Here is a 25,546-nt window from a genome sequence, read left to right as displayed (position 1 = left end):
AGGCGCGACCATGAAAGCACTGGCAAAGCTCGAACGCGGCCCCGGCCTCACGCTCACGCGCGTGAAGCGTCCCGAAGTCGGCCACAACGACGTGCTGATCAAGATCCGCCGCACGGCGATCTGCGGCACCGACATCCATATCTGGAAGTGGGACGACTGGGCGCAGAAGACGATTCCCGTACCGATGCACGTCGGTCACGAATATGTCGGCGAGATCGTCGAGATGGGGCAGGAAGTGCGCGGCTTCGCGATCGGCGATCGCGTGTCCGGCGAAGGCCACATCACGTGCGGCTTCTGCCGCAACTGTCGCGCGGGGCGCCGGCATCTGTGCCGCAACACGGTCGGCGTCGGCGTGAACCGCGAAGGCGCGTTCGCCGAGTATCTGGCGATTCCGGCATTCAACGCGTTCAAGATCCCGCCCGAGATCTCCGACGATCTCGCGTCGATCTTCGATCCGTTCGGCAACGCGACGCATACGGCGCTGTCGTTCAACCTCGTCGGCGAAGACGTGCTGATCACCGGTGCGGGCCCGATCGGCATCATGGCTGTTGCGATCGCGAAGCACGTCGGCGCGCGCAACGTCGTCATCACCGACATCAACGACTACCGGCTGGAACTCGCGCGCAAAATGGGCGCGACGCGTGCGGTCAACGTCGCGCGCGAGTCGTTGCGCGACGTGATGACCGACCTGCACATGACCGAAGGCTTCGACGTCGGCCTCGAAATGTCGGGTGTGCCGAGCGCGTTCACGAGCATGCTCGAGGCGATGAACCACGGCGGCAAGGTCGCGCTGCTCGGCATTCCGCCCGCGCAGACGGCGATCGACTGGAACCAGGTGATCTTCAAGGGGCTCGAGATCAAGGGCATCTACGGCCGCGAGATGTTCGAGACCTGGTACAAGATGGTCGCGATGCTGCAAAGCGGCCTCGACCTGTCGCCGATCATCACGCATCGCTTCGCGGCCGACGATTACGAGAAAGGCTTTGCCGCGATGCTGTCCGGCGAGAGCGGCAAGGTGATTCTCGACTGGACGGCCTGAGTGCCGCGGGGCAGTGCTGCGTGTTCGCCGCCTGCCCCGCTTTCGTTTACGTCTGCGTTTCCGAGGTCGAAACGCACGAATCCGGGCTCAAGGTGAGATTATTCGGGAGCTGTGTTGGCGCGCCGAATCGCGACACGATTGCGCATCGGTGAACTGCAATCGCACGTTCACTTCACCTGACGGAAGCTGCCTCGCTTTCCGCCGTCGTGCCTTCCGGCACCTGCTCTCCCCTTCCAGACACTTCCCTGCTTGCCTTGCCGCGCGATCGCTCGTCATGCAACCGCATGCGATGTCGTACCGAACCGTGGCGTCAACCGTGAGCCCGCGCGCGTCGTTGCGACTCACTCATGCGTGAAACCATTCGATATCGATCGACATCGATCGGTGCGCCGACGGCTACTTGATCCGTTCACCGTTCAACCCGCGTGGATCGAGCTGAAGACTCAACACGACGAGCCAGCGTTTCGGACACTGCGGTGCAACGTCGACCGGGCCGCCGTGCACTCCGGGCGCGGTGACGAACCCGTGTTGTGCCGCGTATTGATATGCGCGCAACGCATCCGCTTGCAGCCAGAAGCTGACCAGCGCGCACGTCACGAAACGGAACAGCAGCACCGCTGCGGCATCCGGCGCGAAGCCGGCCACGACCAGCAGGCTGTCGAACACGAATGCCAGCACGTGCGCGACCGCGATCGTGATGATCGTCAGCTTCAACACGCCACGCAGCCGCAGTGCAGCGCGCACGCGTGCCTGCCGGACGGCGAGCCGGGTGCGATCGTCGCCGCCTTCGCGCTTCGGCATGTCGTGTTTCACGACGCGGCACCGACAGGTCGTGCAACGTCGATCCGCGTCGTATCACCGGCACCGATGCGACCGTTCGTGACGCAGACCGATTTGCACAGGATCGTGCTGTCGTAGTTGTGCCCCGGAAAACGCATCACGTCGACCGGTTGAAATCCTTCGCGACGATAGAAATCGATGAGCCGGACCGCCGCGTACGGTGCGTCGAGCGCCAGGTGCGTCGCGCCGCGCGCGGCGGCCCGCCGTTGCGCGAATGCGAGCAGCGATCGGCCGATGCCGCGGTCCTGCCAGACGGGATCGACGGCCAGCTGGCCGAGCGTCGCGACGTGCCGGCTGCGGTACGGATCGCAGCGGGAATCGGGATCGTGCGAACGCATCGTCATCGTCGCGACCAGGTGCGCGTTGCCGAGCGCAACGAAGCACTCGCCGGTGAGTACGCGTTCGCGTGTCGCCGAGGCCGGCTGATCGACGCACGGGCAGTTGAAGCCCAGTGCGCCGAGCGGTGCGAAGGCGCGATGCAGCAGCGCGGTCAACGTGTCGTACGAATCGTTGCGCGGGTCGAAGCGCCGCACGACGACGCGGCCGTCGAGCCGCTTGGCATAAGCCGCATAGGCGCGCGCGGGGCGCGCGGATTCCGGTCGCTGCATGATGTCCTTTCGCCCAGACAGGGTGACCGAAGTGTAGTGAGCGTCGCGCGTCCGCTTCAAGAAAAAATGTCGTAAACGCGGCGGACTTGCATCGCGCGGCCAGGTTGCAATTCAGCCCTTCCGCCAGCAGGGCTTTTTCATCCGGGTGTTGACGGTGGAGAACGATCGTTCTACCGTAAACCCATGAACACACATCACGACCCTTCCGGCGAACCGGGCGTTCGCGACCGGCTGCTCGATGCAGCCGAAGCGCTGATCTACTCGGGCGGCATCCATGCAACCGGTGTCGATGCGATCGTCAAGCGATCCGGCGCGGCGCGAAAGAGCTTTTATTCGCATTTCGAATCGAAAGAGGCGCTGGTGCTGGCCGCGCTCGAACGTCGCGACGAGCGCTGGATGCGCTGGTTCGTCGACGCGACGCTGGCGCGCGGCAAGGCACCGCGCGTGCAGCTGCTCGGCATGTTCGACGTGCTGCGCGACTGGTTCGGGCAACCCGACTTTCACGGCTGCGCGTTCCTCAACGCATCGGGCGAGATTCCCGATGCCGACGATCCGGTGCGCGTCGTCGCACGCGCGCACAAGGCACGCTTGCTGGCGTTCGTGCGTGAGCGGTTCGATGCGTATGCCGATGAAACCGGCATCGAGCGTCGTGGGCTCGCGCGTATCGCGCGTCAGTGGCTCGTGCTGATCGACGGCGCAATCGGCGTGGCGCTCGTCAGTGGTGATGCAAACGCCGCGCGCGATGCGCGCGCGACGGCCGAACTGCTGCTCGACGCGGTATCACGATAGTCGAAGCAGCGAATCCGAACCGGCCGCGGTCGTCCGTGGCCAGAACCTGAACAGGAGCAACCCATGTCCGTTTCCCTCGAAGTTCGTCCGCCCGTTCCGCCCTTCACGCTCGAAACGGCGCGCCAGAAAGTGCGCGCCGCCGAGGACGCGTGGAACACGCGCGACCCGCAGCGCGTGTCGCTCGCCTATACGCCGCAAAGCCGATGGCGCAATCGCGCGGAATTCGTGACCGGACGCGACGAGATCGTCGGCCTGCTGCAGCGCAAGTGGGCGCGCGAGCTCGACTACCGGCTGATCAAGGAGCTGTGGGCATTCGACGGCAATCGCATCGCGGTGCGCTTTGCGTACGAATGGCATGACGATGCCGGCAACTGGTTCCGTTCGTACGGCAACGAAAACTGGGAGTTCGACGAAAACGGGCTGATGGCGCATCGTCACGCGAGTATCAACGACCTGCCGATTCGCGAGCAGGATCGTCTCTATCACTGGCCGCTCGGTCGTCGTCCGGACGATCATCCCGGGCTGTCCGATCTCGGCCTGTGACGCGCGTGTCGACTCGACGAACCGGCGAACGCATCACCGGGCTTCAACGGTGAGGAAATTCGGGAGTCGATGCGCTGAAGGTGAGGTTTTTCGGGACGAGAGGAAATGTCGCGTCGGACTGTGTGCTTCGAGCCGTTCGACGCGGCATCGTCCCGGGCAAAACGGACATGTCATGCCCGTCGGGATCTCGTGATGCGCGTATCGGTTTGCAACGGTGTGCTTCACCACGTGATGCATCTCACCGATCGATCGAGGCCGGTAGCGGTTTGACGATCGGTGTGCACGCGTGTGGCGTGCAACTCACCGATCGTATCGACGTCGACGCCTGATGGCGCGTGCAGTGCGCGTTGCGGTGCGACGTTGCTCACCGCTCGACTTCACCAGGCAGGCGCAGGAATTCGCACGCGCGCGCAAACGCATGGCGTGCAACTCACCGCACACCGATTCGTGCAGCCTTTGCCCGGCGCGTGTGATTGCGATTGCGCCGGGCCTGATCGTCAGCCCGCGATGCGCGCGGCGATCGCCTCGCCCACTTCCTGTGTCCTCGCGTTGCCGCCGAGATCGCGCGTATGCGGCCCCGTGCGCAGCACGTCCTCGATCGCGGCGACGATCGCATCGTGCGCTTCGCGTTCGCGGCCTGCGCCGTTGCCGAGGAAGTCGAGCATCAGGGCCGCCGACCAGATCATCGCGACCGGGTTCGCGATGTATTGCCCCGTGATGTCGGGCGCGGAGCCGTGCACGGGTTCGAACAGCGACGGAAACGTGCGGTCGGGGTTCAGGTTCGCCGACGGCGCGATGCCGATCGTGCCCGTACACGCGGGCCCGAGATCCGACAGGATGTCGCCGAACAGGTTCGACGCGACGACGACGTCGAAGCGGTCCGGCTGCAGCACGAAGCGCGCGCACAGGATGTCGATGTGCTGCTTGTCGACGGCGATGTCGGGATAGCGTTCGGCCATCTCGGCCGTGCGCGCGTCCCACCACGGCATGCTGATCGCGATGCCGTTGCTCTTCGTCGCGACGGTGAGGCGCTTCGCGCGCCGCTGCGCGAGTTCGAACGCGAATTTCAGCACGCGCTCGGTGCCGTGACGCGTGAAGATCGCCTGCTGCATCACGATCTCGCGATCGGTGCCTTCGAACATCGTGCCGCCGACCGACGAATACTCGCCCTCGGTGTTCTCGCGCACGATCATGAAGTCGATGTCGCCCGCGCGGCGGCCGGCGAGCGGCGACGGCACGCCGTCGAACAGGCGCGCGGGCCGCAGGTTGATGTACTGGTCGAATTCGCGGCGGAATTTCAGCAGCGAGCCCCACAGCGAAACGTGATCGGGTACCGTCGCGGGCCAGCCGACCGCGCCGAACAGGATGGCGTCCATGTCCGAGAGCTGCGCCTTCCAGTCGTCCGGCATCATCTTGCCGTGCTGTGCGTAGTAGTCGCAGCTCGCCCAGTCGATCTGGACGAAGTCGAAGCGGATGCCGAAGCGCGCGGTCACGGCGTCGAGTGCGCGCAGGCCCTCGGGCATCACTTCACGGCCGATGCCGTCGCCGGGGATCACGGCAATTCTGTAGGTCCTGTCGGTCATGCAAAGCTCCTTGGCTGGTGGGCTGGCCGCGGGGAGAGGCAGCGGCGCGTCACGTCATTCTATTTATTTCCATCTGGATTAAAATCGCGCGAAAGGTTAATCGACTTTCCACGAATCGTGAACAAATCGCCGAATCTCGACGACCTGCGCGTGTTCAGCCTGGTCGTCCGCCTGACCAGCTTCAGCGCGGCCGCCGAGCAGCTCGCGGTGTCGCCGGCCTATGTCAGCAAGCGCATCGCGTTGCTCGAGGCGCAGCTCGGCACGCGCCTGCTGCATCGCTCGACGCGCCGCGTGACGGTCACGGAAGCAGGCGAGCGCGTGTTCGCGCGCGCCGAGAAGATTCTCGACGACGTCGATCATCTCGTCGAGGACGTGTCGACCACGCGCACGGTGCCGCGCGGCACGTTGCGCATTTCGAGCAGCTTCGGCTTCGGCCGGCACATCGTCGCGCCGGCGCTGCTCGACTTCTCGGCACGCTATCCGCAACTGAACGTGCGGCTCGATTTGTTCGACCGGCTCGTCGACGTCGCGGGCGAAGGCTATGACCTCGACGTGCGCATCGGCGACGAGATCGCCGATCACCTGATCGCGCGCCGCCTTGCCGCGAACTACCGCGTGTTGTGTGCGTCGCCCGACTATCTCGCCCGGCGCGGTACACCGCGCTCGCTCGCGGATCTCGCATCGCACGACTGTCTTGCCATCAAGGAGCGCGATCACCCGTTCGGCGTGTGGCGGCTGAACGTGCGCGGTGAAACGGCCACGGTGAAGGTTGGCGGCGCGCTGTCGACGAACCATGGCGAGGTCGCCGTGCAATGGGCGCTGGCCGGGCGCGGCATCGTGCTGCGTTCGATCTGGGAAGCCGCGCCGCTGATCGAACGCGGTGCACTGTGTCGCGTGCTGCCGGACGCAATCCAGCCCGCGAACATCTGGGCCGTGTATCCGGAGCGCGTCGCGGCGTCGGCGAAAGTGCGCGTGTGCGTGGATTTTCTGATGGAGACGCTGGCCGGTTTGAATGCCGCGGCAGGTGACGATATGGCCTGAAACCGGCTAAAGGTGAGCTTTTACGGGGGCATGTGCGCAGCATCGGCAGGCCCCGTTTCCGGCTCGCAACCGCGTCGCGAGCCGGTCGCGTCGAACGGGTATCAACACTTCGCGGTCGCGAGGTGCCGGGCCTGCCGACGCTGGTGCCCGCACACGGCTTACGCCGCTTTTGCCGCGCCTGCCGCCCCGAGCATCAGGTCGAGATTCTGCACGGCTGCGCCGGATGCGCCTTTGCCGAGATTGTCGAACACGGCGGACAGCAGCACCTGGCCGTGCTCGGCATTGACGAACACGCCGAGCCGCATGTCATTGGTGCCGTTCAGCGCTTGCGGATCGAGATGCGTGATCGCTTGCGTGTCCGCGAGCGGCGTGACGTCGACGTGACGCGATTCGGCGTAATGGTGCGCGAGACACGCATGCAGTTGCTCACCGGTCACCCCGGCAGGGAGCAGCCGCAACTCGATCGGCACGGTGAGCACGATGCCTTGCCGATAGGCACCGTAAGCCGGCACGAACAACGGACGGTTCGCCAGACCGGCATGCAGCTGGATCTCGGGCGGATGCTTGTGCGCGAGGGCGAGGCCGTAGACCTGGAGCGGTTTCGCGCGTGAAGCGTCGTCCGACTCGAATGCGTCGACGGCAGCCCGCCCGCCGCCCGAGTATCCGGACACGGCATGGATGCTCACCGGGTAGTCGCGCGGCAGCAGCCCGGCCTGTAGCAGCGGCCGCAGCAGCCCGATCGCGCCGGTCGGGTAGCAGCCCGGATTGGTGACACGCCGTGCGTGTGCAATCGCCCGTGCCTGCCCGTCGGCCATCTCGGGAAAGCCGTAGACCCATTCCGGCTGCGTGCGATGGGCCGAACTCGCGTCGATCACGCGTACCGCCGGATTCCGGATGAAGCCGACCGCTTCGCGTGCGGCCGCGTCGGGCAGGCACAGAATTGCGATGTCGGCTGCGTTGATCGCTTCGGCGCGCCGCACGGGATCCTTGCGCTCGGCCTCCGGCAGCGCGACGAGCCGCAGGTCGGTGCGCCCGCGCAGGCGCTCGTGGATCTGCAATCCGGTCGTCCCTTGATCGCCGTCGATGTAGACAGTGGGCTGGCTCATGGTGGTCGCGTTCCTTCGGTTCAGTCGTCGGGAAAGCCGTATCGTCCACCGAACGCCTAGAATAGGAAAAGTTGAATTTACTGACCATCAGATTCAGTTTTCTTGAACGAGAGGTGGAGAATGCGGGAGATCAGCCTGGACCGCCTGCGCACGCTGGTCGCCATCGCGGACCAAGGGTCCTTTGTCGCCGCGGCGCAACTGCTCCACCTCGCGCCGCCGACCGTCAGCCTTCACATTGCCGAACTGGAGAACCGCATCGGCGCGCCGTTGCTGTCCCGCACGCGTGGAAACGTGCGGCCGTCGCCCATCGGTGAAGTGCTGGTGGAGCGCGCGCGCCGCCTGCTGGCCGAGGTCGAATCCACGCTGGACGATGTGCAGCGACAGGTGCAGGGGTTGACCGGACGCGTACGCCTCGGCGCGTCGACCGGGGCGATCGCGCACCTGTTGCCGCAGGCGGTGGCCCGCTTGCGCGAGCAGCATCCGGATATCGATGTCCAGATCGCGGTGCTCACGTCGCACGACACGCTGGCGCGCATCGCACAGGGCACGCTCGATGTCGGGCTGGTGGCGCTGCCGCAGACGGCGGTCGCGGGGCTGTCGATCCGCGCGTGGCGGCGCGATCCGGTGATGGCGTTTCTGCCGGCGGACTGGCCGCTTCCGGCGCGCGTGACGCCCGGCTATCTGGCCGCCCGCCCGCTGATTCTCAACGATGCGACCACCCGCCTGTCACGGCTGACGACGGAATGGTTCGCGCTCGGCGGCCACCGGCCGGAGCCGCGGATCGAACTCAACTACAACGATGCGATCAAGAGCCTGGTCGCCGCGGGCTACGGCGCGACGCTGCTGCCGCACGAGGCGGGCGCCCCGCTACCCGATGCGCGCATCGTCATGCGGCCGTTGCGCCCGGCGTTGTGGCGTGAATTGGGTATCGCCCATCGGGCGGGGCCGGTCGAGCGGGCGACACAGCATGTACTCGATGCGTTGTGGGCGCTCGGCGCGCGATAGCGCACCGGCATGCGGGCTAGGCGGCGCAGCCGTTCATGCGTGCATGCCGTGCCCGTGCATTCACGGCATGCCGTCTCAAAGCCGGTTGTCCTTCGCGAGCGTCAGCACGCGCGCCCAGCGTTGCGCGTCGCGCTTGTCCATCATCGGCAGCTTCCATTCGCTGCGCGCGCCATCGCGCACGTGCACGACGAGATGCCAGCGGCCGCCGATCGGCGCGGCCTGGCAGCCGTCGAGCTGCGACAGCGTATAGCGGCCGTCCGCGCCGTCGTGCGACAGCCACAGCAGCCCCTGCGTCGCGGACACGCGCAGCTCGCCCCACGCGCGGTGCACGACGTGGGTCCAGCCTTCTTCCTTCGTATTCGGTGCGATGTCGCGGTGGCGCTTGATCCACCAGGCGACCAGCGCGATCAGGATCGCGGCGGCGAGCACGGCGGCCGCGATCGCGACCGGCTGGCCGAACTGCGCGGCGATGACGTGAAACAGGTGAACCGCGCCCCATCCGGCAGCGATGAGCGCGAACAGTGCAATGAAAATCGGCATGTCTGATCGGAGAAGAGGACGGATCGGCGCATGCAACGCGCCGATCCATCGCGCACGGCATTACCGTTTGCGGTGAATGTCGTGCGTCACGAAGCCCGCGTCGTTGTTGGGCAGCGCGAGGCCGTCCTTGACTGCGAGCGTCTTGCGGATGTCGTCGAGACCCGCGGACCAGTGGTCACGCATCGTCGACAGACCGAACTGATAGTCCTTGTAGTGATGCTCGTACGCCTTCTGCTGGTAGATCAGGTGCTGGATGTTGTACTTCTTGCTGGACGACATCGCATCGGCCTCGACGCACCAGGGATCCGCCTTGCGCTGCTCTTCCGGCACCTGCTCGAGCACGTGGCGCAGCACGTTGCGATAGCGCTGTTCGCGCTGCAGCGTGTCGGTCACGAAGCGCGTGCGGCTCGAATACTGCACGTCCTTCGTGCGTTCGGCGACGTCGGCCATCGTGCGCGGCAGCGGCCCGCGCGCGCTCCACAGGTCGACCTGGAACGCGAGCGTGTCGCGGCGCGGCCGTGCGCGGAGCACTTCCATCAGCGGCGTGTTCGACACGACACCGCCGTCCCAGTAGTACTCGCCGTCGATCTCGACCGGCGGGAACGCGGGCGGCAGCGCGCCGGACGCCATGAAATGCTCGGGTGCCAGACGGATGCGCGAGTTGTCGAAGTACACGAAGTTGCCGGTGCCGACGTTGACCGCGCCGACCGACACGCGCGTTTCGCCCGAATTGATCCGGTCGAAATCGCACAGCTTCAGCAGCGTCGCGCGCAATTGCGACGTGTCGTACCAGCTGATCTTCTCCGGATGATCCGACACGCCCGGCAGCGGCGGCGGAAAGCGCGGCACGAAGAAGCCCTGCTGGCCCTGCATCATCGCGCTCGCGGCCTGCGACGCGGTGAAGAACGTACGAACCTGGTCGATGCTGTTGAACAGCGCGAACTCGAATGCGGCCGGAACCGTCGGGAAGAACGCCGGCTTGCAGATCGTTTCCCAGAACTCGCGCAGCCGCTCGACGCGATGCTCGGGCGCATTGCCCGCGATCAGCGCGGTGTTGAGCGCGCCGATCGAGATGCCCGCGATCCAGTCGAGCGGAATGCCCGCCTCGTGCAGCCCTTCGAACACGCCGGCCTGGTACGCGCCGAGCGCGCCGCCGCCTTGCAGCACGAGCGCGATCGTTTCGTACGGCAGCGTGCGCGCGGCGGCCGGTGCGCCGGCCTCGTGATGCAGGTCCGCCGCATCGACGGCCTGCTTTTCGGTGCGGGCGTGCGGCTTCATTGCATGAACCAGCCGTGGCTGACGATGAACGACTGGCCCGTGAGCGCGGCGCTCGGGAACGCCGACAGGAACAGCACCGTCTGCGCGACGTCCTGCACCGTCGTGAACACGCCGTCGACCGTATTGCCGAGCATCACCTTCTTCACCACTTCCTCTTCGCTGATCCCGAGCTCCTTCGCCTGCTCCGGAATCTGCTTGTCGACCAGCGGCGTGCGTACGAAGCCCGGACACACGACGTGCGAGCGCACGTTGTGCTTCGCGCCTTCCTTCGCCAGCACGCGGGCCAGGCCGAGCAGCCCGTGCTTGGCCGTCACGTACGCCGATTTCAGCGGCGACGCTTCGTGCGAGTGCACCGAACCCATGTAGATCACGACACCGCCGCGATCGTCCTTGTACATGTGCTTGAGCGCGGCCTTGGTCGTCAGGAATGCGCCGTCGACGTGGATCGCCTGCATCTTCTTCCAGTCGGAGAACGAATAGTTCTCGATCGGGTTGACGATCTGGATGCCCGCGTTCGACACGAGGATGTCGACCGAGCCGAACGTTTCGGCCACCTTGTCGATACCGCTGTTCACGGCTTCCTCGTTCGTCACGTCCATCGCGACGCCGATCGCTTTGCCGCCCGCCTTGACGATCTCGTCGGCAACGGCGTTCGCGCCGTCCTGGTTCAGGTCGGCGATCGCGACGGCCGCGCCCGCTTTCGCGAGCTCGAGTGCGATTTCCTTGCCGATGCCGCTCGCGGCGCCCGTGACGACTGCGGTCTTGCCATTCAGGTTGCTCATGTTCGAATTCCCGTGGTGAAAGGTTTGACAGGGAGAAAGGACTGCGGACGTGTTACTGAGCCAGGTAATCGTAGACGACTTCGCCGAGGCCCAGTGTCAAATCCGCGACGATGTGCCGGGCTTCGACGATTTCGAGCACGGGCAGATCGGCGACCGGCGCGAGCGCGTGCGGCGCCAGCTCGAGCGATGCGGGGCCCGTCCACGCGCCCTTCATCTTGATGTCCTGCATGTAGTAGCGGACCAGTTCGCAGACGCGCGCGGTGCCGTCGACGTGCGGGATGATCTTCAGCAGGAAATTGGGGCCGGCAAGACGCTTCGTCTGCTCGTCGATGTCGAGTTCCTTGTGCTTGTAGCCCATCGTGCCGGTCGCGACGCGCACCTTGCCGTAGTCGAGCGTGCCGAGGAGGTGGTCGGTGTTCACGTGCAGCGTGGGCGATGCGAGTTTCTTCGGGAAGCCCCACAGTTCGCGGCCGCCGGCGATCGGCGGGTGATCGTCGAGATACATCGCGAGCGTATAGCCGCCCGGCTGGCCGTTGTACTCGACGGGAATGACCTGGCCGCTTTCGGTGTAATCGCCGAAGCCGGTCGAATCGGCCATGCGGATGAATTCGTAATGCACGAGCGGCTCGGTGACCTGCAGCGGCTCGGGGACGATTTCGCGGAGACGGTCCGGATCGGTGCGATACGTGATGATCAGGAACTCACGATCGACGAAACGGTAAGGGCCCATCGGGAAGGCAGGGCTGGTCAACGGCATCGCAAACGCTTTCGATCGGACATCGCTGGGTTTCATGCGGACTCCTTGTTGTTGATCGCTTCGTGGATGAGTGCTCGTAAGCTCGTAATCCTATGCCTGTGCGTTGCCGTTGTGCGATGCCGCATATGGAATTAATTGTTGCCGATTTCGTAGAATTCGACGCGTAAATATTGAGATGAATGATGCAAACGGCCTGGACGGCACCCGGCGTCCCGATATTCGCATGCATCGATGACGTCACGATGTGAAAAAGGTGAGTCTTTACGGGACGTCAGGTGAGCCTTTCCGGGAGGCGGTCGCGCGGGAATGTGACAATTGTGTGAACTTGTGCTGCAGTGCAGGCTCTAAGTGCGTTCGCCGCGGCGGGCTTCGTCGCGTGCGTGCGCCGCATTAAGCATCGCTTAAGCGGGAGCGCCCTAGCATCGTTCGTATCAGGCCGGGCAACCGGCCGAGTTTTTACGCCTCACGCAACCGGATTCATGCAGACCCTCAATCTCACCCTTTTTTCCGCCATCAACGCCGGGGTTGCGCCGCAGCCGGGCGTTGCCCGCCTCGCCATCTTCGCCGCCGACTGGCTCGTCTATGCGCTGCCCGCGATGCTGCTGCTGACCTGGGTCTTCGGCGCGCGCACGACGCGGCGCCAGGCGATCGAAGCCGGCGTCGGCGTATGCGTGGCGATCGCGCTCGCGCAGGTCATCGGACATTTCTGGTTCTCGCCGCGTCCGTTCATGGCCGGCGTCGGCACGCAACTGATTCCGCATGCGCCGGACAGCTCGTTTCCGAGCGACCACATGACGTTCGCGTGGAGCATGGCAGTCGGGTTGATGCTCGGCGGCACGACCCGGCTCACCGGGTTCGTGATGGCCGCGTTGGCCGCGGCGATTGCATGGGGGCGTATCTATGCGGGCGTGCACTGGCCGTTCGACATGGCGGGCGGCGTGCTGGTCGGCACGGCCGGCGCGCTGGCCGCGCACCTGTACGGACAACGCGCGACCGCGCTGCTCGAACGGCTCGGCGATTCGGTGCATGCAGTCGTGATGGGGCGCCGACACGCGCCGTAAGCGGGAGGAGATCGGGCCGGACGCCGTCAGCCGGGTGTCCTGGCCGATTCAGCCGATGCGGATGGCCCGCCGCCCGCATCGTGCAGTTCGGGCGTATCGGCCGGATGTTGCGCGGCGTCGCGGTCGAGCGCGCTTTCCTTCAGGATCGCGCACATCGCGACGAACAGCGCGAGTACCACCGCGGCAAGGCCGCAATAACCGGCGATCTTCAGGTTGCGAAGGAAAGGCGAAGCGGGGCTTTCTTTTGTCATGACCGGACGCTCCTGGGCGGGCTGCGACGGCTGTCGCCCGACAGCGGCGTCGCACACACAGATATATACCAGTCGCGATAGCGGTGCCAAGCCCGCTGGTGCGCCGACGCGACGATTGTGTCATCCGCCGGTCAGCCGGGTACGCCTTTGACGGCTACCCGCATCCGTCAGTCTTCCAGGGTTTCGTGCACGGCCGCCGCGCCGCGCTTCCAGTAGGCCGCCGCGCGGATGCGCGATTTGTCGACGCCGCGCTCGCTGGTCAGGTGCTGGCGTACCGCGCGTATCGACAGCGCTTCGCCTGCCGCCCACACGTAGCCGTCGCCGGACGGCGGCAGCGGCAGGTCGCGCACGGCATTCAGCAGCACGTCGCCGTTCGCGGCGTCGGCTTCGGCGCGGAAGCGCCAGATTTCATGCACGTCGGCGCGCGTGTCGAACGCGATCTGCGCGGTGCGATCCGCGACTTCCATCACGACGGCCGCGCGCGCACCGGCCGGCAATTCCTCGAGGCGCCGCGCGACTGCCGGTAGCGCCGTATCGTCGCCGATCAGCAGGTGCCAGTCGAAACCGGTCGGGACGACGAACGAACCGCGCGGGCCGCCGATGCCGAGCCATTGGCCGACGCGTGCCTGTGCGGCCCACTGCGACGCGGGGCCCGGGTGGTTCAGCACGAATTCCAGATCGAGTTCGCGGGCGGCGCGGTCGAAGCGGCGCGGCGTGAAGTCGCGCGCGACCGGCCTCGGTTCGCCTTCCGGAAACTCCGGACCGTTCGCGCCGAGCGTCGGCATCGCAGGCCGTTCGGCGCCGGGCGGCGGGAAAAATACCTTCACGTGATCGTCGAACGACGCGGATTCGAAATCCGCGAGATCGGGGCCGCCGAGCGTGACGCGCAGCAGGTGCGGCGTCACGGCGTGCACGCGCAGGACCTGCAGCAAGCGGAACTTGAGGGTGTGGCGCACGCGGGTCACGGTGCGCTCGGATGTGTTCTGCATCAATCCGTTCTCCTGAGGTTTGACGGGGCGGCGCGGATCACGCGCCGGTGCCGCCTTCGATTTCGGCCGTCGCACGGCGCAAGATGGCCGCGACGCGGCGCTGTTCATCCGGGCCGGCTGCGCTCTTGTGCAGCAACGCGCGCTTGAGTGCGAGGCGCGCCTCGACGAACTCCGGCAGCCAGCCTGCTTGCGTTTCGTCCTGCGTTTCGTTGCCCGCCGATTCCCCGGCGAACGCACGGCGCATGAATTCCATCTTGCGCGCGAGGTGCGTGAGGCGTGCGAACAGCGTATCGACCCGTTCGCGCTGGGCGTCGAGATGGGTGCGGCCGGCGTCGGTCAGTGCATAACGCTTGCGGTTGCCTTCCGCCTGCGACGCGACGAAGCCGACTTCTTCGAGATACGTGAGCGCCGGATACACCATGCCGGGGCTCGGGCTGTAGAAACCGTTCGAACGCGTGTCGAGCGCCTTGATCAGCTCGTAGCCGTGGCTCGGTTGCTCGGCGACGAGCGCAAGCAACAGCAACTGGAGATCGTCGGAGCTGAACTGGCGGCCGCGTGGCATGCCGTCGTCGCCGAAATCGCCAAAGCCGCCGCGCCCGCCACGGCCGCCGAACGGGCCGCCACCACCGAACGGATCGTGGCCGCGGCGGTGGCGGCCGATCGCGTACCAGAGACCGGTGAACCAGTCAGGGCGGGCATGCGCACCATGACCGTCGCTTCGGGCATGGCCGCGGGAAGGGTTGTGTCGCATGATCGTGTCCTATATGTCGGAAAACATATCTAAAGATATATATCGAAAGATAGGCCGTCAAGGGGATTTATTGGGGGATGGATGGCGGTGACATCTGCTCAATTCATGCAAGCGGTGTAGCGGGAGTGATCTGTCCTCGGCGATGAAGTCATCAAGACATTCGGGACGCAACGTTACTTGCTTGCGGTCCTCACCTTCGACAAAACGCCCCATCGTCGCCTCTCATCGGAACGGATTGATCCAGCCCAGGTGATCGAACGCGTTTCTACACAGTCTCGGCCAGTGGCTGCCACTGGCCGAGACTTCAATAGACCGCTCAATTGCGTCATCGAGATTCAGAAGCGGTCGCCGCGGACCCATCCCTCGTAGAACACATCATGAGCCGGCTGAAACCGGAATCGGCCAGATATCGCCGAGACTCGCTTGCGAGGGTGCATCGCCCAGCCATTGCATGAATTCGCCCACATGCCGCGCCCAAAGATCGGGACGAGTCATCGTGAAATGGCCCGGCGATGACGGTGTGCCCTGCTGCACCAGATACCGGCCATGCTGAAGCGTCGGCACAAGTCGCTCGAGAACGCGCAGGGTGTCAGGGTTGAATTCGTCGTCGGAGAAATTCAGGGCAAACAGCTTGGCCCGAATCCTGGAAAGCCCAGGCTCGGGATCGTAGTCAAACGATGACTTGAGCGAATAAAGAATGTCGTTCGCGTCGACACGCTCCGCCTGGAAGCGCACGGTCGCAAGAAACTTGCTTGCCGCCGCGCCGTCCGGAATTTCCTGCTGTAGCGCGGGCGCACTGTCGATCATCATTCGCAACACCCCGAAGCCTTGGACCCAGCCGCGGGGCGTTTGCGTGTACTCCCCGCTCTTCCAGTCGGGATCGGAGCGGATCGCGTCGATCACCATGCGCCGCCACAGCAGATTGCGGCCCGAGACCGTAATCGGTAGCGAGACCACGGGCATGACGCCGTCCATCATGTCGGGATATGTTTCCGCCCATTGCCAGGCGTTCATGCCGCCCATCGACATGCCGAGAATCGCATGAAGATGCTCGATGCCCAAGGTTTCGGTCACCAGCTTGTGCTGGAGATCGACGATGTCGCCGTAATCGTAGTTTGGAAATTTCGCCCTTAACCCGTCACTCGGTTTGCTCGACTGGCCGTGGCCCACGTTGTCGGGAAAAATCAGGTAGTAGCGATTCGCGTCGAGCGGACGTCCGCGGTCGAACAGGGCTTTTGTGTAAGTCGGACTCAGCAGCGTTCGACTGTCCGCGCCGGTCCAGTGCAGGACCAGGACGGCGTTGTCAACGGCGCCATGGGCATTGCGATGCGGCGTGCCGAGCGTTGCGTAGTGGATCCTCAGCCGGGGCAGCGTCTCGCCATCCCGGAACAGGTAGTTGTCGAACCAGGCATCGGCCTCGACGGCCGTCGGATTCGCGCGCTGGTCCCACGGCGCCGTCGCTTCGCCGGCGGAGGCGGCCGACGGGATACCGGGCTGCGCCGAGGCGGTGTCCTGAAACGTGGGGCCGCACAGCAGCAAGCCGAACAGCACGCTGGCTGCGGCACGGGTACGACGAAAGTTCACGATGATTTCCTTGTCCGATTGAAGAAGCGGTTTCGTACAGGGGGCACTAGCGCCGTTGCTTCGGCAAGATTCACCGCACGTTCGAAAGGCTCGGGCGGCGGCGCAGCAGGTCGAACGCCATGATGTGGCTCGCTCCTGAAATTCCGACGCCGTAGAACGGGATCAATGCCATCGGCAGCGTCTGGATGCCGGACATGCGGGGATCGTTGAGCAGGAAGTAGGTCAATCCCGTACCGACCGCCACGACGAAATCTGCGAACCCGAACAGATGAAAGATCAGGTACCGGTTGCGCGTTTTCGGCAGCATGGTGACGCCGAACGCCATCAACCCCGCGATGAGGTCGCCCCATCCGGCGTTCCTGACGAATGCTTCCGGCAGGAGATCGTGCGCCCCGTACCAGAAGAAGACCAGCGCGGCCGCAATCCGCCAGATATGAAACGCCGTCAGCGTTCTTAGCCCGATGGTCGCGATGTATGTGCGAAAGCTCCGGGACATCGAATAAACGGCGACTGGCGCCACGATACCGAGGGCAATGAGGCAGGCGAGCCCCAGCGGGTAGACCGCTCGATAAACCCCCGCTTCGGCCGCCGCGGCAACGGCTAACCCCCAGACGATCAGCACACCCAGCAAGCCCGTCCCGCCGTTCTTCCGGATCTCGACGATCTGATTCATTTCCGACGTCCATTAGGTTGACTAAACATTGATCGAATTACCGGTGTCTACTGGACGTGATGCCGTAGATTAAAGCGCGCCTTTTCTGCCGTCTTCGGACAGCTTCAGAAGCGGCACCGACTTGAACAGGGTTTCCGGCTGCACCCGCTCCCAGAGACTTCCTTTGCCTTGCTGCCGGCCACGCTCGTCTTCTCGTCGAAGCCATTGCTCGACGGTCCGGATGCGGTTCGGATGGATTTCGTCGAGTAGCGCGTAGTCGCGGCGGATGACGTCGTGCTTCCAGATGTTCCAGAATCCAGTGAAGTTGTCGCGGAAACTCATCGTGCTCTTGTCATTCGGGTCCGCGTTGTATCCGGCGGGCGAGCTCGCCGCCATCTTGAGCGGGCCGTTCCAGTAAGTGTCCAGATCCGTGTCGATGTAGCGCGCAGGATGCCCCGTTACCCGTTCGAATGCCTCGGCCAGCTTCCCGTACTCGACGTGCTCAATGGCGACCTGGAGATCCATGCCGTTCGCGCGCTCCGGGTGATCGAACAGCCAGCGCGCGTAGTAGCCGCAATCCTCCAGTGCGACATGCGGCACCGCACCGTTGCCGAGCGGCACGCGCCAGGTGACGACTCCGTCCTCGACGAAGGGCATCATCGGCGTCATCGCCGAAATGGCCATCTCCATGTATGGCCCGGTGGTGAACACGGCCGCGCCCATGCGGTCCCGGTTCGTCTGGTTCTGGAACAGGATCCATTCGCCTACGCGGCCTTTGCCGTCGTAGTGGCCAGCACGAAAGCGCGAATCGTAGCCGGCCTGTTTGAGCGCGTAGTCGAGGTTGCCATACACGAAGAACTTGATGCCTTCTTCCAGCGCGATTTCGTAGCAACGCATCGCCCAGTAGATCTCCGTTTTCTCGCCGGTGTTGAACCCGTCCAGATTGACGTACGCACCGTCGCAGCCGCGAAAGCCTGCCCGCAGAACGGCTTCGTCGGCAAACGTGCCTTTCAGGATCGACACGTTGCCGAGTGCGAGCAGCGCCTTGGCGCGCCGGGAATCGGGATCTCGGCTCAACGCGCGAACGGAATACTTGCCGTCCGCGACGAGCGCGCTGATGACAGGCAGGCCCTGCGCGCCTGTACCACCGATGACGAAGATTCTGGAAGTGGCATGGGAAGGCATGATGGTTTCCTTGAGTTCGATGCTACGGACGCCCACCGACGATGCCGGTCAACAAGCGGGACACTAACTCTTATAATAAGAGTGAGTGTCCCGCAAGACAAGAACTTTTCGGCACTTGAACCGGGAAGGCGACGGGCTCTTGGGTGGAAACGTCCTGTCGACGCTTGCGCGACTCTTATAATGAGACTCACTCTCGGCGACGATCGCCGGGGCTAATCAGGGAAATGGCTCATGCGCTCGAAGGGTTTTGACGGAATGGTGTGCCCGATTGCCGGCGTCATGGCGGCGATCGGTGACCGATGGGGCTTGCTGATACTTCGCGACCTTGTCTGCGGGCTCAGCCGGTACGACGAGTTTCGCCAGTCGTCCGGCATAACCAACGCGACGCTCAGCGACCGGCTCAAGCATCTGGAGGCCAACGGCCTCGTTGAGCGTAGGCGCTATCAGGTGAATCCGGAGCGATTTGAATATCTCCTGACTCACAAGGGCTGGCAGATCGCCCCGGTGATGCCGGTACTTGCTCAGATTGGGGACAGTCTGGAAGTTTCCGGAGCTTCGGCGCCTCCGATGAAGTTCGTGAATCGAAAGACGGGAGCCGAGGTGCGGTGGAGCTTTATCGATCAGGAGACGGGGGAGCAGACCAACGCGGCGGATTTGGAGATCCAGGAAGGTCCCGGCGCGGACGAGCTGGTCCGCTGGCGCCTGTCGCACGGTAACCGGCGACGCCGAAAAGCAGATCCGCCAGGCGGACGATCGCCTGCTTGATGGTCGCCCGGGTTTCTCCGTCGAACTCCATCGGGTCCTTCTCGGACACCTCGTCAGGCAGCATGCTGCGCTGGCGACCGTGGGCGATCCTCGCGAGCAGCGCATCCTCGGCCCTCGCCGAGTGTTTCGCCTGATCAGCTCGACATCTCGTGATGCCCGTCGACCTCGCCAGTTAGGCGTGCAGGCGCTGATCGAAACAGGCGAGGCCGTGACGATTGATAACCTCGTTGCATCAATTCTTCCAAAAATCGCACTTATCGTTTGATCGACGTCGAGCGAACATTCCGGAAAACCACAATCGACCCGCCCCGCATATTTCCGGATTTTCAGGAGACACCTCGATGCACCCCTCGTCCAGCCTTCCGGCCGAACGTTCGAAGGCCGCCGCGATCTTTCGCGTCACGGCCGGCAATTTTCTCGAGCAGTTCGACTTCTTCCTGTTCGGCTTCTACGCCACGCAGATCGCCAATGTCTTCTTCCCTGCGCAAAGCGAGTTCGCTTCGTTGATGATGACCTTCGCCGTGTTCGGCGCCGGCTTCCTGATGCGGCCGCTGGGCGCAATCGTGCTGGGCGCGTACATCGACGAGGTAGGCCGCCGCAAGGGCCTGATCGTCACGCTGTCCATCATGGCGAGCGGCACCATCCTGATTGCGTTCGTGCCGGGCTACGCGTCGATCGGGCTGCTGGCGCCCGTGCTCGTACTGATCGGGCGGCTGCTGCAGGGCTTCTCCGCAGGCGCCGAGCTGGGCGGTGTATCGGTCTATCTCGCCGAGCTGGCAACGCCCGGCCGCAAGGGCTTCTTCACCAGCTGGCAATCGGCCAGCCAGCAGGTTGCGATCGTCATCGCGGCGGGCCTCGGCTTTGCGCTCAATCAGTGGCTGAGCGCATCGCAGATCGCCACCTGGGGATGGCGCGTGCCGTTCTTCGTCGGCTGCATGATCGTGCCGTTCATCTTCATGCTGCGCCGCAACCTGGAGGAAACCCAGGAATTCAAGGCGCGCAAGCATCGCCCGGGCATGAAGGAAGTGTTCGGCACGCTGGTTCAGAACTGGGGCGTCGTGGTCGCCGGCATGATGCTGGTCGCGATGACCACCACGAGCTTCTATCTGATCACCGTCTACGCGCCGACCTTCGGCAAGACGGTGCTGCATCTGAGCACCGCCGACAGCCTGCTCGTGACGCTCTGCGTCGGCGTGTCGAACTTCGTGTGGCTGCCGATCGGCGGCGCGCTGTCCGATCGGTTCGGCCGTCGGCCGCTGCTGGTCGGCATGACGATGCTCACCGTCCTGACCGCCTATCCGGCGCTGTCGTTCCTCGCTCACGCGCCGTCGTTCGCCAACATGCTGCTCGTCCTGCTCTGGCTCTCGTTCATGTACGGGATCTATAACGGTGCGATGGTCGTCGCGCTCACCGAAGTGATGCCGGTGCAGGTGCGTGTCGCGGGCTTCTCGCTCGCCTACAGCCTCGCCACGGCCGTGTTCGGCGGCTTCACGCCGGCCATCTCGACCGGGCTCATTCACATGACGGGCGACAAGGCCGCACCCGGCTATTGGATGAGCTTCGCCGCGGTGTGCGCGCTGCTCGCGACGTTCGCGCTCTACCGTCACCGCACGGCGACGCTCACGCCGGCGCATTGATAGCCCATCCGAAACTTCACCCACACACACGAATTCGCATGACCACGACCATGAGAAATCAGCTCCTGAAATTTTGCGCGACCGCGCTCGTCGCCACCGCGGCGTTTGCGGCCAACGTGCAGGCGGCCGAGCTCCACGTGATGAGCTCGGGTGGCTTCACCGCCGCCTATAAACTGCTCGGCCCGCGGTTCGCGTCGACGACCGGCAATACGCTCGACACCGCGCTCGGCCCGTCGATGGGCCAGTCGCCAGAAGCGATTCCGAACCGGCTCGCGCGCGGCGAGCCCGCCGACGCCGTCATCATGGTCGGTTACGCGCTGGACGAACTGATCAAGCAAGGCAAGGTCATCCCGGGATCCCGCGTCGAGCTGGCCGATTCGCGCATCGGCATGGTCGTGCGCGACGGCGCGGCAAAGCCCGACATCAGCACCACCGAAGGTCTCAAGCAGGTGCTGCTGCACGCGAAGTCGATCGCCTACTCGGACAGCGCGAGCGGCGTGTATATCGAACGCGAGTTGTTCAAGAAACTCGGCATCGAGGAGCAGGTGAAGTCCAAGGCGAAGATGATTCCGCGGATTCCGGTGGCTTCCGTCGTCGCGAACGGCGACTACGAAATCGGCTTCCAGCAGGTCAGCGAGCTGCTGCCCGTCCACGGTGCGACCTTCGTCGGCAAGATTCCCGAGTCGCTGCAGTCCGTCACGCGCTTCGCTGCCGGCATCCCCGTCGGCGCGCAGCATCCGAAGGAAGCGAAGGCGCTGCTCGATTATCTGGCGTCGCCCGACGTGCAGGCTGACGTGAAAACAACCGGACTGGATGCCGTCCCCGCGCATTGAGTCCGACCCGCGGGAAGGCTTGTGTCACAAAGTCTTCCCGTTGCCGCCGGCATCCCCTGCGGTACTGCCTTCATCGGCCCCGTTCGGGGATGCCGGGCCGGCCATGGCGAGCCTCTGCGCAAGCCGTATGCGATCGCACGCACCTTCCCACAGCGAAACGAAGATCACCGCGCAGGCATTGCTGATCACGCTTGTCAGGGCGCGCGCCTCGGACATGAAGCGATCGATGCCGACCAGCAGTGCGACGCCGGCGACGGGCAGGTCGGGCATGACGGCGAGTGTGGCGACCAGCGCCACCAGCCCGCTACCGGAAACACCGGCCGCCCCCTTTGACGTGAGCAGCATGATGGCGAGCATCACCGCGATCTGCGACGCGGAGAGCGGCACGTCGCACGCCTGGGCGATGAACAATGCCGCGAGCGTCAGATAGATCGCGGTACCGTCCAGATTGAAGGAATAGCCCGCCGGCAGCACGAGCCCCACGATGCCCTTGTCGCAGCCGAGTGCCTCCAGCTTGACGATCAGACGCGGCAGAACGGGCTCCGTGGACGACGTCGCGAGGACGATGAGCAATTCTTCGCGTATGTAGCGCAAGAGCCGCCACAGCGCGAAACCGTGCAGTCGCGCGAGCGGTGCGAGCACCAGCGCGACGAACAGCACGCAGGCCACGTAGAAGGACGCCATCAGCTTCGCGAGCGAGCCGACCGAACCGATGCCGAAACGGCCCACCGTGAACGCCATCGCGCCGAATGCGCCGAGCGGCGCGAGCCGCATGATCATCGCGAGCACGCGAAAGACGACCTGGGCGACACCGTCGATCAGCGCAAGAACGGGCCGGCCGGCCCGCGGGTGCGCATTCAGCGAGAAGCCGAACAACAGCGACAGCAGCAGCACCGGCAACACTTCGCCTTTGGCGAACGCGCCGAGCATCGTGTCCGGAATCACGCTCAGCCCGAACTCCACAAGGCCCCGCGGCTCCGCATGCTTCGCATACGGAGCGAGGATGCCTGCATCCAGGTGGCTGACGTCGACGTGCATGCCGGCGCCGGGCTGCAGCACGTATGCGGTGACGAGTCCGAGCGCGAGCGCAGCGGCGGTCAATAGATAGAAGAGCGCCAGTGCCCGCACGATCGTGCGGCCGATCGCCTTCCCGTTCGCCAGCGACGTGATGCCCGAGACGATCGTGCAAAAGACGATCGGGGCGATGGTCATCTTGACCAGGCCGACGAACGCATCGCTGAGGGGCTTGAGCATCGCGCCCGCCGCGGGCCATGCGTGACCGATGCCCATGCCGAGCATCATCGCGAGCAGAACCTGCACGTAAAGCGATCCAAGCGGCCTGGCCAACCTCACTGTCCGGTCTTCCTTCGTGTCTCTCTGTCGTCGTTACGCCGATGCGCCACTGCTTGCGGTCCCGCCACGCTTCGCCTCGATGACCATCCGATGAAACGCCTCGGCGGCCGGTGTGAGCGGTCGTCCGCGCCGCTTCACGATTCCCACGCGTCGTTTGACGACCGGTTCGACGAGCGGCACGCTCGTGAGAATCGGGTGGTCATGCCCAGGCATCGCCATCGAGGGGACCGCGGCGACGCCGAGCCCCGCTTCGATCAATCCGAGCAGGGTCGTCACGTGGCGTGTCTCGCAGACGCTCGGCGCGCGCGGCGCGACGGCGGTCAGCGCCTGGTCGAGCAGCAGACGGTTGCCGGAAGTCTTGTCGACCGACACATAGTCGTGCTCGTAAAGCTCGTTCCAGGTCACGCGCTTCTTGCGTGCGAGCGGGTGGTCGCGGCGACAGGCGGCAACGAACCGTTCCTGGAGCAACACCTTGAACTCGATCTCAGCCTCCTGGCTGCCGATGAAGCTCACGCCGAAATCCGCCTCGCCGCTGATGACGGCCCCGAGCACCTCGTTGGCGCTTGCATCGAGCAGCTTCACCCTGATGCGCGGAAAGCGCTGATGATAGCGCGCGACGATGGCGGGAAGAAAGTAGTAGGCGACCGACGGCACGCATGCGATCGTCACATGGCCGAGGCGGCTCGATGAAACGTCGCGAATGCCGAGCAGGGCGGCATCGAGATCGTCGAGCAGTTGTTCGGCACTCTGCGCGAACACGCGACCGACCGTGGTGAGCGAGACGCTGCGCGTGGTGCGCTCGAACAGTCGTACGCCGAGCGCTTCCTCGAGCTTGTCGATACGACGGCTCAAGGCCGGCTGGGAGAGGTTGACTGCGTCGGCGGCCTTTCGGAAGCTCCCCGTTTCCACTACGGCGCGAAATGCCTGCAAGTCGGTTAAATCGAAGTTGATCCCCACAGGCAAATCTCCGCCACTCAGATGCGGTGCATTGTGCATGATTCTGCCGGCGCCATGCGTGTTGCGTTGCCTGAAACCGATGTCTTCGGGTTTGCCCGCCGTTGTTGCCCGAACCAGGCACGATAGTCCCGCGGCGATGCGCCGACGCATTTGCAAACGCACGCTGTAACGCGTCCACGCTTGCGGATCACGATCGTTCGGCTATCCGTTCGAGCGGCCAGTCGGCCCGCTCCAGCCGTGCCTTCGCACGCCCGACACGCGCAGCCGGCACGTAACGGGCCGGTGAGAGCCCGGTCTCTTTGACGCGTGTGATCCTTGCGCTGCGACAGATCGCCGGATCGTGGAAATCGAGGAGATTACCTGGCGACCAAGGTCGCGTGGATGACTTTTGGCAGCCACGCATACGCAATCGTTACCAGCGTCACGCCGACGACGAGCATCGGCACAACCATCGGCCACGCGCCCGACTGGTAACGCGGATCGGCGAATCCCGCTGCCGTCTGTCCTACGCTGAACGCGAAGAACATCATGATGAAGCCGGACCAGGATACGGCGCGGCCTGCAAGGTGAGGCAGGCCGCTGACCGCCCCTGCCTGCCCGCACGGCTGATGGATTCCGTGGCCGAGGCAATACACGCCATGCCCGACGAGCAGCGGCCAGATGCTGCCGGGAAGCAGCGCGCACCCCAATGCCTGGATCACCGCGCCGCAGAGGCTCAGCGTTGCGCCTTGCCGCACCGTTCGCAGCATGCTTTGACGGCGCAGCAGCACGCGGCAACCAAACGTGCTCAGGACATAGACGAGCGTACCGCCCGCCGGTATCCAGCCATAACGCTGGGGCGAAATGCCGAGTTGCCCGATGTAGATAGCCGGAGACAGCAGCAGAAAGCAGAACATGCCGGTGTACGTCGACGCGGCCAGCAGCGTCCATACCCTGAACGGGGCATTGCCGAGTATCTCGCGCACCTCCCGGTTCGAGTCCCGGCTCGGCGCGCTTCGCGCGAAGCTCTCCTCGAAGCCGTACCAGCACATGACGAGCAACCCGAGCGCATACACGCTCATCCCGGCGAGCACCCATCGCCATCCGGCCTGCTGTGCGACATACGCACCGAGGATCGGGGCGAGGAACGCCATCATCCCCATCCCCATGAAACCGCGCGCCATCACGTACGGGCCGTCGCCCGCCGAATACCGGTCGCGCACTGTCGCGCGGGCGCATACCAGTATCGCGGCCATGGCCAGCCCCTGCATCGCGCGAGCGGCCACCAGCATCGCCGCGGTCGAGGCCAGCGCAGCGGCCAGTGCGGACAGCGCATAGAGCGCAAGGCCGGTCAGCAGGACGGGGCGGCGGCCGAACCGGTCGGAAAGGCTGCCCATCGGCAATTGCCCGACACCGAATATCAGTGCGAAAACCGTGAGGCTGACACTGGCGGAGCCCAGCGTGGCGGCGATTTCGGGCAGCGCCGGCAGGTAACTGTCGGTCGCCACCGGCTGGGCCGCCAGCAGAAGCGGCAACATGAGCGCGAAGTTCAGGCGAGCGGGTCGCGTGGAGTCCGGCATGGCGGTTTTCGACACGGTATCGGGCATCGAGCTTCGAGTAAGGGCTGCGGTTACGCAA

The 25,546-nt window shown here is 64.9% G+C and carries 26 protein-coding genes and 1 pseudogene; 9 read left to right on the top strand and 18 right to left on the bottom strand.

Annotated elements, in window-relative coordinates:
- Window positions 1-10 precede the first annotated feature (10 nt).
- A complete protein-coding gene (gene tdh, locus E9536_RS15065; protein ID WP_021163717.1) occupies window positions 11-1,039 on the top strand; it encodes an L-threonine 3-dehydrogenase in 1,029 nt (342 codons plus the stop codon).
- 396 nt (window positions 1,040-1,435) lie between these two features.
- Here tdh and E9536_RS15060 read toward each other — a convergent pair whose 3' ends face one another.
- A complete protein-coding gene (locus E9536_RS15060; RefSeq protein WP_247873447.1) occupies window positions 1,436-1,852 on the bottom strand; it encodes a hypothetical protein in 417 nt (138 codons plus the stop codon).
- A complete protein-coding gene (locus E9536_RS15055) occupies window positions 1,849-2,487 on the bottom strand; it encodes a GNAT family N-acetyltransferase (RefSeq protein WP_060083910.1) in 639 nt (212 codons plus the stop codon). Before E9536_RS15055 ends, E9536_RS15060 begins: the two co-directional genes overlap by 4 nt.
- Before the next feature lie 183 nt (window positions 2,488-2,670).
- On the opposite strand from E9536_RS15055, the gene E9536_RS15050 reads away from it, so the two are divergent.
- Together E9536_RS15050 and E9536_RS15045 are read left to right on the top strand one after the other, a co-directional pair.
- Window positions 2,671-3,276: a TetR/AcrR family transcriptional regulator gene (locus E9536_RS15050; protein WP_059708685.1), complete on the top strand. Its 606-nt coding sequence runs from the start codon at window positions 2,671-2,673 to the stop codon at window positions 3,274-3,276.
- Window positions 3,277-3,339: 63 nt separating this feature from the next.
- Window positions 3,340-3,819 carry a nuclear transport factor 2 family protein gene (locus E9536_RS15045; protein WP_059693269.1) on the top strand — a complete coding sequence of 160 codons (480 nt, stop codon included), beginning with the start codon at window positions 3,340-3,342 and terminating at the stop codon, window positions 3,817-3,819.
- 497 nt (window positions 3,820-4,316) lie between these two features.
- Here E9536_RS15045 and E9536_RS15040 read toward each other — a convergent pair whose 3' ends face one another.
- Window positions 4,317-5,402: a tartrate dehydrogenase gene (locus tag E9536_RS15040; RefSeq protein WP_060194179.1), complete on the bottom strand. Its 1,086-nt coding sequence runs from the start codon at window positions 5,400-5,402 to the stop codon at window positions 4,317-4,319.
- Window positions 5,403-5,519: 117 nt separating this feature from the next.
- Between E9536_RS15040 and E9536_RS15035 the strand changes: the two genes are divergently transcribed.
- The gene (locus E9536_RS15035; RefSeq protein WP_136470093.1) at window positions 5,520-6,443 is read left to right on the top strand and encodes a LysR substrate-binding domain-containing protein; all 924 of its coding nucleotides are present in this window, start codon (window positions 5,520-5,522) and stop codon (window positions 6,441-6,443) included.
- A 158-nt stretch (window positions 6,444-6,601) separates the two neighbouring features.
- Here the strand turns inward: E9536_RS15035 and argC are convergent, their stop codons facing one another.
- Entirely contained in the window at window positions 6,602-7,549 is a 948-nt protein-coding gene (gene argC, locus E9536_RS15030) for an N-acetyl-gamma-glutamyl-phosphate reductase (protein ID WP_136470092.1), read from the bottom strand.
- A 120-nt stretch (window positions 7,550-7,669) separates the two neighbouring features.
- Here argC and E9536_RS15025 point away from each other — a divergent pair, with 120 nt between their 5' ends.
- Window positions 7,670-8,554, top strand: a complete 885-nt coding sequence (locus tag E9536_RS15025; protein ID WP_136470091.1) for a LysR family transcriptional regulator — start codon at window positions 7,670-7,672, stop codon at window positions 8,552-8,554.
- 75 nt (window positions 8,555-8,629) lie between these two features.
- Here the strand turns inward: E9536_RS15025 and E9536_RS15020 are convergent, their stop codons facing one another.
- Genes E9536_RS15020 through E9536_RS15005 form a run of 4 tightly spaced genes read right to left on the bottom strand, consistent with a single transcriptional unit; the run spans window position 8,630 to window position 11,947 of the window.
- Window positions 8,630-9,094 carry a hypothetical protein gene (locus tag E9536_RS15020; protein ID WP_060315954.1) on the bottom strand — a complete coding sequence of 155 codons (465 nt, stop codon included), beginning with the start codon at window positions 9,092-9,094 and terminating at the stop codon, window positions 8,630-8,632.
- Between the two features lie 60 nt (window positions 9,095-9,154).
- The gene (locus E9536_RS15015; RefSeq protein ID WP_027790186.1) at window positions 9,155-10,372 is read right to left on the bottom strand and encodes a patatin-like phospholipase family protein; all 1,218 of its coding nucleotides are present in this window, start codon (window positions 10,370-10,372) and stop codon (window positions 9,155-9,157) included.
- Window positions 10,369-11,154, bottom strand: a complete 786-nt coding sequence (locus E9536_RS15010) for a 3-hydroxybutyrate dehydrogenase (RefSeq protein WP_048021178.1) — start codon at window positions 11,152-11,154, stop codon at window positions 10,369-10,371. The genes E9536_RS15015 and E9536_RS15010 overlap by 4 nt, the downstream gene beginning before the upstream one ends.
- Before the next feature lie 52 nt (window positions 11,155-11,206).
- A complete protein-coding gene (locus E9536_RS15005; protein ID WP_021157498.1) occupies window positions 11,207-11,947 on the bottom strand; it encodes an acetoacetate decarboxylase in 741 nt (246 codons plus the stop codon).
- 443 nt (window positions 11,948-12,390) lie between these two features.
- On the opposite strand from E9536_RS15005, the gene E9536_RS14995 reads away from it, so the two are divergent.
- Window positions 12,391-12,972: an undecaprenyl-diphosphatase gene (locus E9536_RS14995; protein ID WP_136470090.1), complete on the top strand. Its 582-nt coding sequence runs from the start codon at window positions 12,391-12,393 to the stop codon at window positions 12,970-12,972.
- A 26-nt stretch (window positions 12,973-12,998) separates the two neighbouring features.
- On the opposite strand, the gene E9536_RS14990 is transcribed toward E9536_RS14995, so the two are convergent.
- The 6 genes from E9536_RS14990 to E9536_RS14965 form a co-directional block, all read right to left on the bottom strand.
- On the bottom strand, window positions 12,999-13,223 hold the full coding sequence (locus tag E9536_RS14990) for a hypothetical protein (protein WP_027790184.1): 225 nt from the start codon (window positions 13,221-13,223) through the stop codon (window positions 12,999-13,001).
- Window positions 13,224-13,390: 167 nt separating this feature from the next.
- Window positions 13,391-14,212 (bottom strand): siderophore-interacting protein, encoded by an 822-nt coding sequence (locus E9536_RS14985; RefSeq protein ID WP_168799531.1) that lies wholly within the window; start codon window positions 14,210-14,212, stop codon window positions 13,391-13,393.
- Window positions 14,213-14,249: 37 nt separating this feature from the next.
- Complete coding sequence (locus tag E9536_RS14980) at window positions 14,250-14,963, bottom strand: PadR family transcriptional regulator (RefSeq protein ID WP_027790182.1); 714 nt, start codon at window positions 14,961-14,963, stop codon at window positions 14,250-14,252.
- Between the two features lie 375 nt (window positions 14,964-15,338).
- Window positions 15,339-16,547: an alpha/beta fold hydrolase gene (locus E9536_RS14975; protein ID WP_247873446.1), complete on the bottom strand. Its 1,209-nt coding sequence runs from the start codon at window positions 16,545-16,547 to the stop codon at window positions 15,339-15,341.
- 70 nt (window positions 16,548-16,617) lie between these two features.
- Window positions 16,618-17,220 carry a permease gene (locus tag E9536_RS14970; RefSeq protein WP_136470088.1) on the bottom strand — a complete coding sequence of 201 codons (603 nt, stop codon included), beginning with the start codon at window positions 17,218-17,220 and terminating at the stop codon, window positions 16,618-16,620.
- A gap of 69 nt (window positions 17,221-17,289) precedes the next feature.
- Entirely contained in the window at window positions 17,290-18,384 is a 1,095-nt protein-coding gene (locus E9536_RS14965) for an NmrA family NAD(P)-binding protein (protein WP_136470087.1), read from the bottom strand.
- 231 nt (window positions 18,385-18,615) lie between these two features.
- On the opposite strand from E9536_RS14965, the gene E9536_RS14960 reads away from it, so the two are divergent.
- The 3 genes from E9536_RS14960 to E9536_RS14945 all read left to right on the top strand — a co-directional run bounded on the left by E9536_RS14960 (window position 18,616) and on the right by E9536_RS14945 (window position 21,619).
- Window positions 18,616-19,149 carry a helix-turn-helix domain-containing protein gene (locus tag E9536_RS14960; RefSeq protein ID WP_134255904.1) on the top strand — a complete coding sequence of 178 codons (534 nt, stop codon included), beginning with the start codon at window positions 18,616-18,618 and terminating at the stop codon, window positions 19,147-19,149.
- Between the two features lie 341 nt (window positions 19,150-19,490).
- Window positions 19,491-20,786 carry an MFS transporter gene (locus E9536_RS14950; RefSeq protein ID WP_027790157.1) on the top strand — a complete coding sequence of 432 codons (1,296 nt, stop codon included), beginning with the start codon at window positions 19,491-19,493 and terminating at the stop codon, window positions 20,784-20,786.
- Between the two features lie 50 nt (window positions 20,787-20,836).
- Complete coding sequence (locus E9536_RS14945; protein WP_059685015.1) at window positions 20,837-21,619, top strand: substrate-binding domain-containing protein; 783 nt, start codon at window positions 20,837-20,839, stop codon at window positions 21,617-21,619.
- 24 nt (window positions 21,620-21,643) lie between these two features.
- Here E9536_RS14945 and dctA read toward each other — a convergent pair whose 3' ends face one another.
- From dctA to E9536_RS14925, 4 genes and pseudogenes are all read right to left on the bottom strand, one after another.
- On the bottom strand, window positions 21,644-22,972 hold the full coding sequence (gene dctA, locus E9536_RS14940; RefSeq protein WP_060357176.1) for a C4-dicarboxylate transporter DctA: 1,329 nt from the start codon (window positions 22,970-22,972) through the stop codon (window positions 21,644-21,646).
- A 33-nt stretch (window positions 22,973-23,005) separates the two neighbouring features.
- Window positions 23,006-23,929, bottom strand: coding sequence for a LysR family transcriptional regulator (locus tag E9536_RS14935; protein WP_060083134.1), 924 nt, complete (start codon window positions 23,927-23,929; stop codon window positions 23,006-23,008).
- Between the two features lie 17 nt (window positions 23,930-23,946).
- Window positions 23,947-24,233: pseudogene (locus E9536_RS42065) on the bottom strand (helix-turn-helix domain-containing protein); the annotation flags it as partial.
- A gap of 52 nt (window positions 24,234-24,285) precedes the next feature.
- Window positions 24,286-25,488 (bottom strand): MFS transporter, encoded by a 1,203-nt coding sequence (locus tag E9536_RS14925; RefSeq protein WP_027790153.1) that lies wholly within the window; start codon window positions 25,486-25,488, stop codon window positions 24,286-24,288.
- Between the last annotated feature and the right edge of the window lie 58 nt (window positions 25,489-25,546).

The sequence above is a fragment of the Burkholderia sp. LS-044 genome, from assembly GCF_004803625.1.
Classification (GTDB): Bacteria; Pseudomonadota; Gammaproteobacteria; order Burkholderiales; family Burkholderiaceae; genus Burkholderia; species Burkholderia cepacia.
This window is presented reverse-complemented; position numbering and strand designations above follow the sequence as displayed.

What these genes read in the sequence shown, in the direction of transcription:
- E9536_RS15040 (WP_060194179.1), bottom strand. Translation starts at nt 5,402, where the DNA reads ATGACCGACAGGACCTACAGAATTGCCGTGATCCCCGGCGACGGCATC.
- E9536_RS14960 (WP_134255904.1), top strand. Translation starts at nt 18,616, where the DNA reads ATGCGCTCGAAGGGTTTTGACGGAATGGTGTGCCCGATTGCCGGCGTC.
- E9536_RS15015 (WP_027790186.1), bottom strand. Translation starts at nt 10,372, where the DNA reads ATGAAGCCGCACGCCCGCACCGAAAAGCAGGCCGTCGATGCGGCGGAC.
- E9536_RS14950 (WP_027790157.1), top strand. Translation starts at nt 19,491, where the DNA reads ATGCACCCCTCGTCCAGCCTTCCGGCCGAACGTTCGAAGGCCGCCGCG.
- E9536_RS14945 (WP_059685015.1), top strand. Translation starts at nt 20,837, where the DNA reads ATGAGAAATCAGCTCCTGAAATTTTGCGCGACCGCGCTCGTCGCCACC.
- E9536_RS14995 (WP_136470090.1), top strand. Translation starts at nt 12,391, where the DNA reads ATGCAGACCCTCAATCTCACCCTTTTTTCCGCCATCAACGCCGGGGTT.
- E9536_RS14990 (WP_027790184.1), bottom strand. Translation starts at nt 13,223, where the DNA reads ATGACAAAAGAAAGCCCCGCTTCGCCTTTCCTTCGCAACCTGAAGATC.
- E9536_RS15045 (WP_059693269.1), top strand. Translation starts at nt 3,340, where the DNA reads ATGTCCGTTTCCCTCGAAGTTCGTCCGCCCGTTCCGCCCTTCACGCTC.
- E9536_RS15025 (WP_136470091.1), top strand. Translation starts at nt 7,670, where the DNA reads ATGCGGGAGATCAGCCTGGACCGCCTGCGCACGCTGGTCGCCATCGCG.
- E9536_RS14970 (WP_136470088.1), bottom strand. Translation starts at nt 17,220, where the DNA reads ATGAATCAGATCGTCGAGATCCGGAAGAACGGCGGGACGGGCTTGCTG.
- E9536_RS15005 (WP_021157498.1), bottom strand. Translation starts at nt 11,947, where the DNA reads ATGAAACCCAGCGATGTCCGATCGAAAGCGTTTGCGATGCCGTTGACC.
- E9536_RS14985 (WP_168799531.1), bottom strand. Translation starts at nt 14,212, where the DNA reads ATGCAGAACACATCCGAGCGCACCGTGACCCGCGTGCGCCACACCCTC.
- tdh (WP_021163717.1), top strand. Translation starts at nt 11, where the DNA reads ATGAAAGCACTGGCAAAGCTCGAACGCGGCCCCGGCCTCACGCTCACG.
- E9536_RS14980 (WP_027790182.1), bottom strand. Translation starts at nt 14,963, where the DNA reads ATGCGACACAACCCTTCCCGCGGCCATGCCCGAAGCGACGGTCATGGT.
- argC (WP_136470092.1), bottom strand. Translation starts at nt 7,549, where the DNA reads ATGAGCCAGCCCACTGTCTACATCGACGGCGATCAAGGGACGACCGGA.
- E9536_RS15050 (WP_059708685.1), top strand. Translation starts at nt 2,671, where the DNA reads ATGAACACACATCACGACCCTTCCGGCGAACCGGGCGTTCGCGACCGG.
- E9536_RS14965 (WP_136470087.1), bottom strand. Translation starts at nt 18,384, where the DNA reads ATGCCTTCCCATGCCACTTCCAGAATCTTCGTCATCGGTGGTACAGGC.
- E9536_RS15055 (WP_060083910.1), bottom strand. Translation starts at nt 2,487, where the DNA reads ATGCAGCGACCGGAATCCGCGCGCCCCGCGCGCGCCTATGCGGCTTAT.
- E9536_RS14925 (WP_027790153.1), bottom strand. Translation starts at nt 25,488, where the DNA reads ATGCCGGACTCCACGCGACCCGCTCGCCTGAACTTCGCGCTCATGTTG.
- E9536_RS15020 (WP_060315954.1), bottom strand. Translation starts at nt 9,094, where the DNA reads ATGCCGATTTTCATTGCACTGTTCGCGCTCATCGCTGCCGGATGGGGC.
- E9536_RS15010 (WP_048021178.1), bottom strand. Translation starts at nt 11,154, where the DNA reads ATGAGCAACCTGAATGGCAAGACCGCAGTCGTCACGGGCGCCGCGAGC.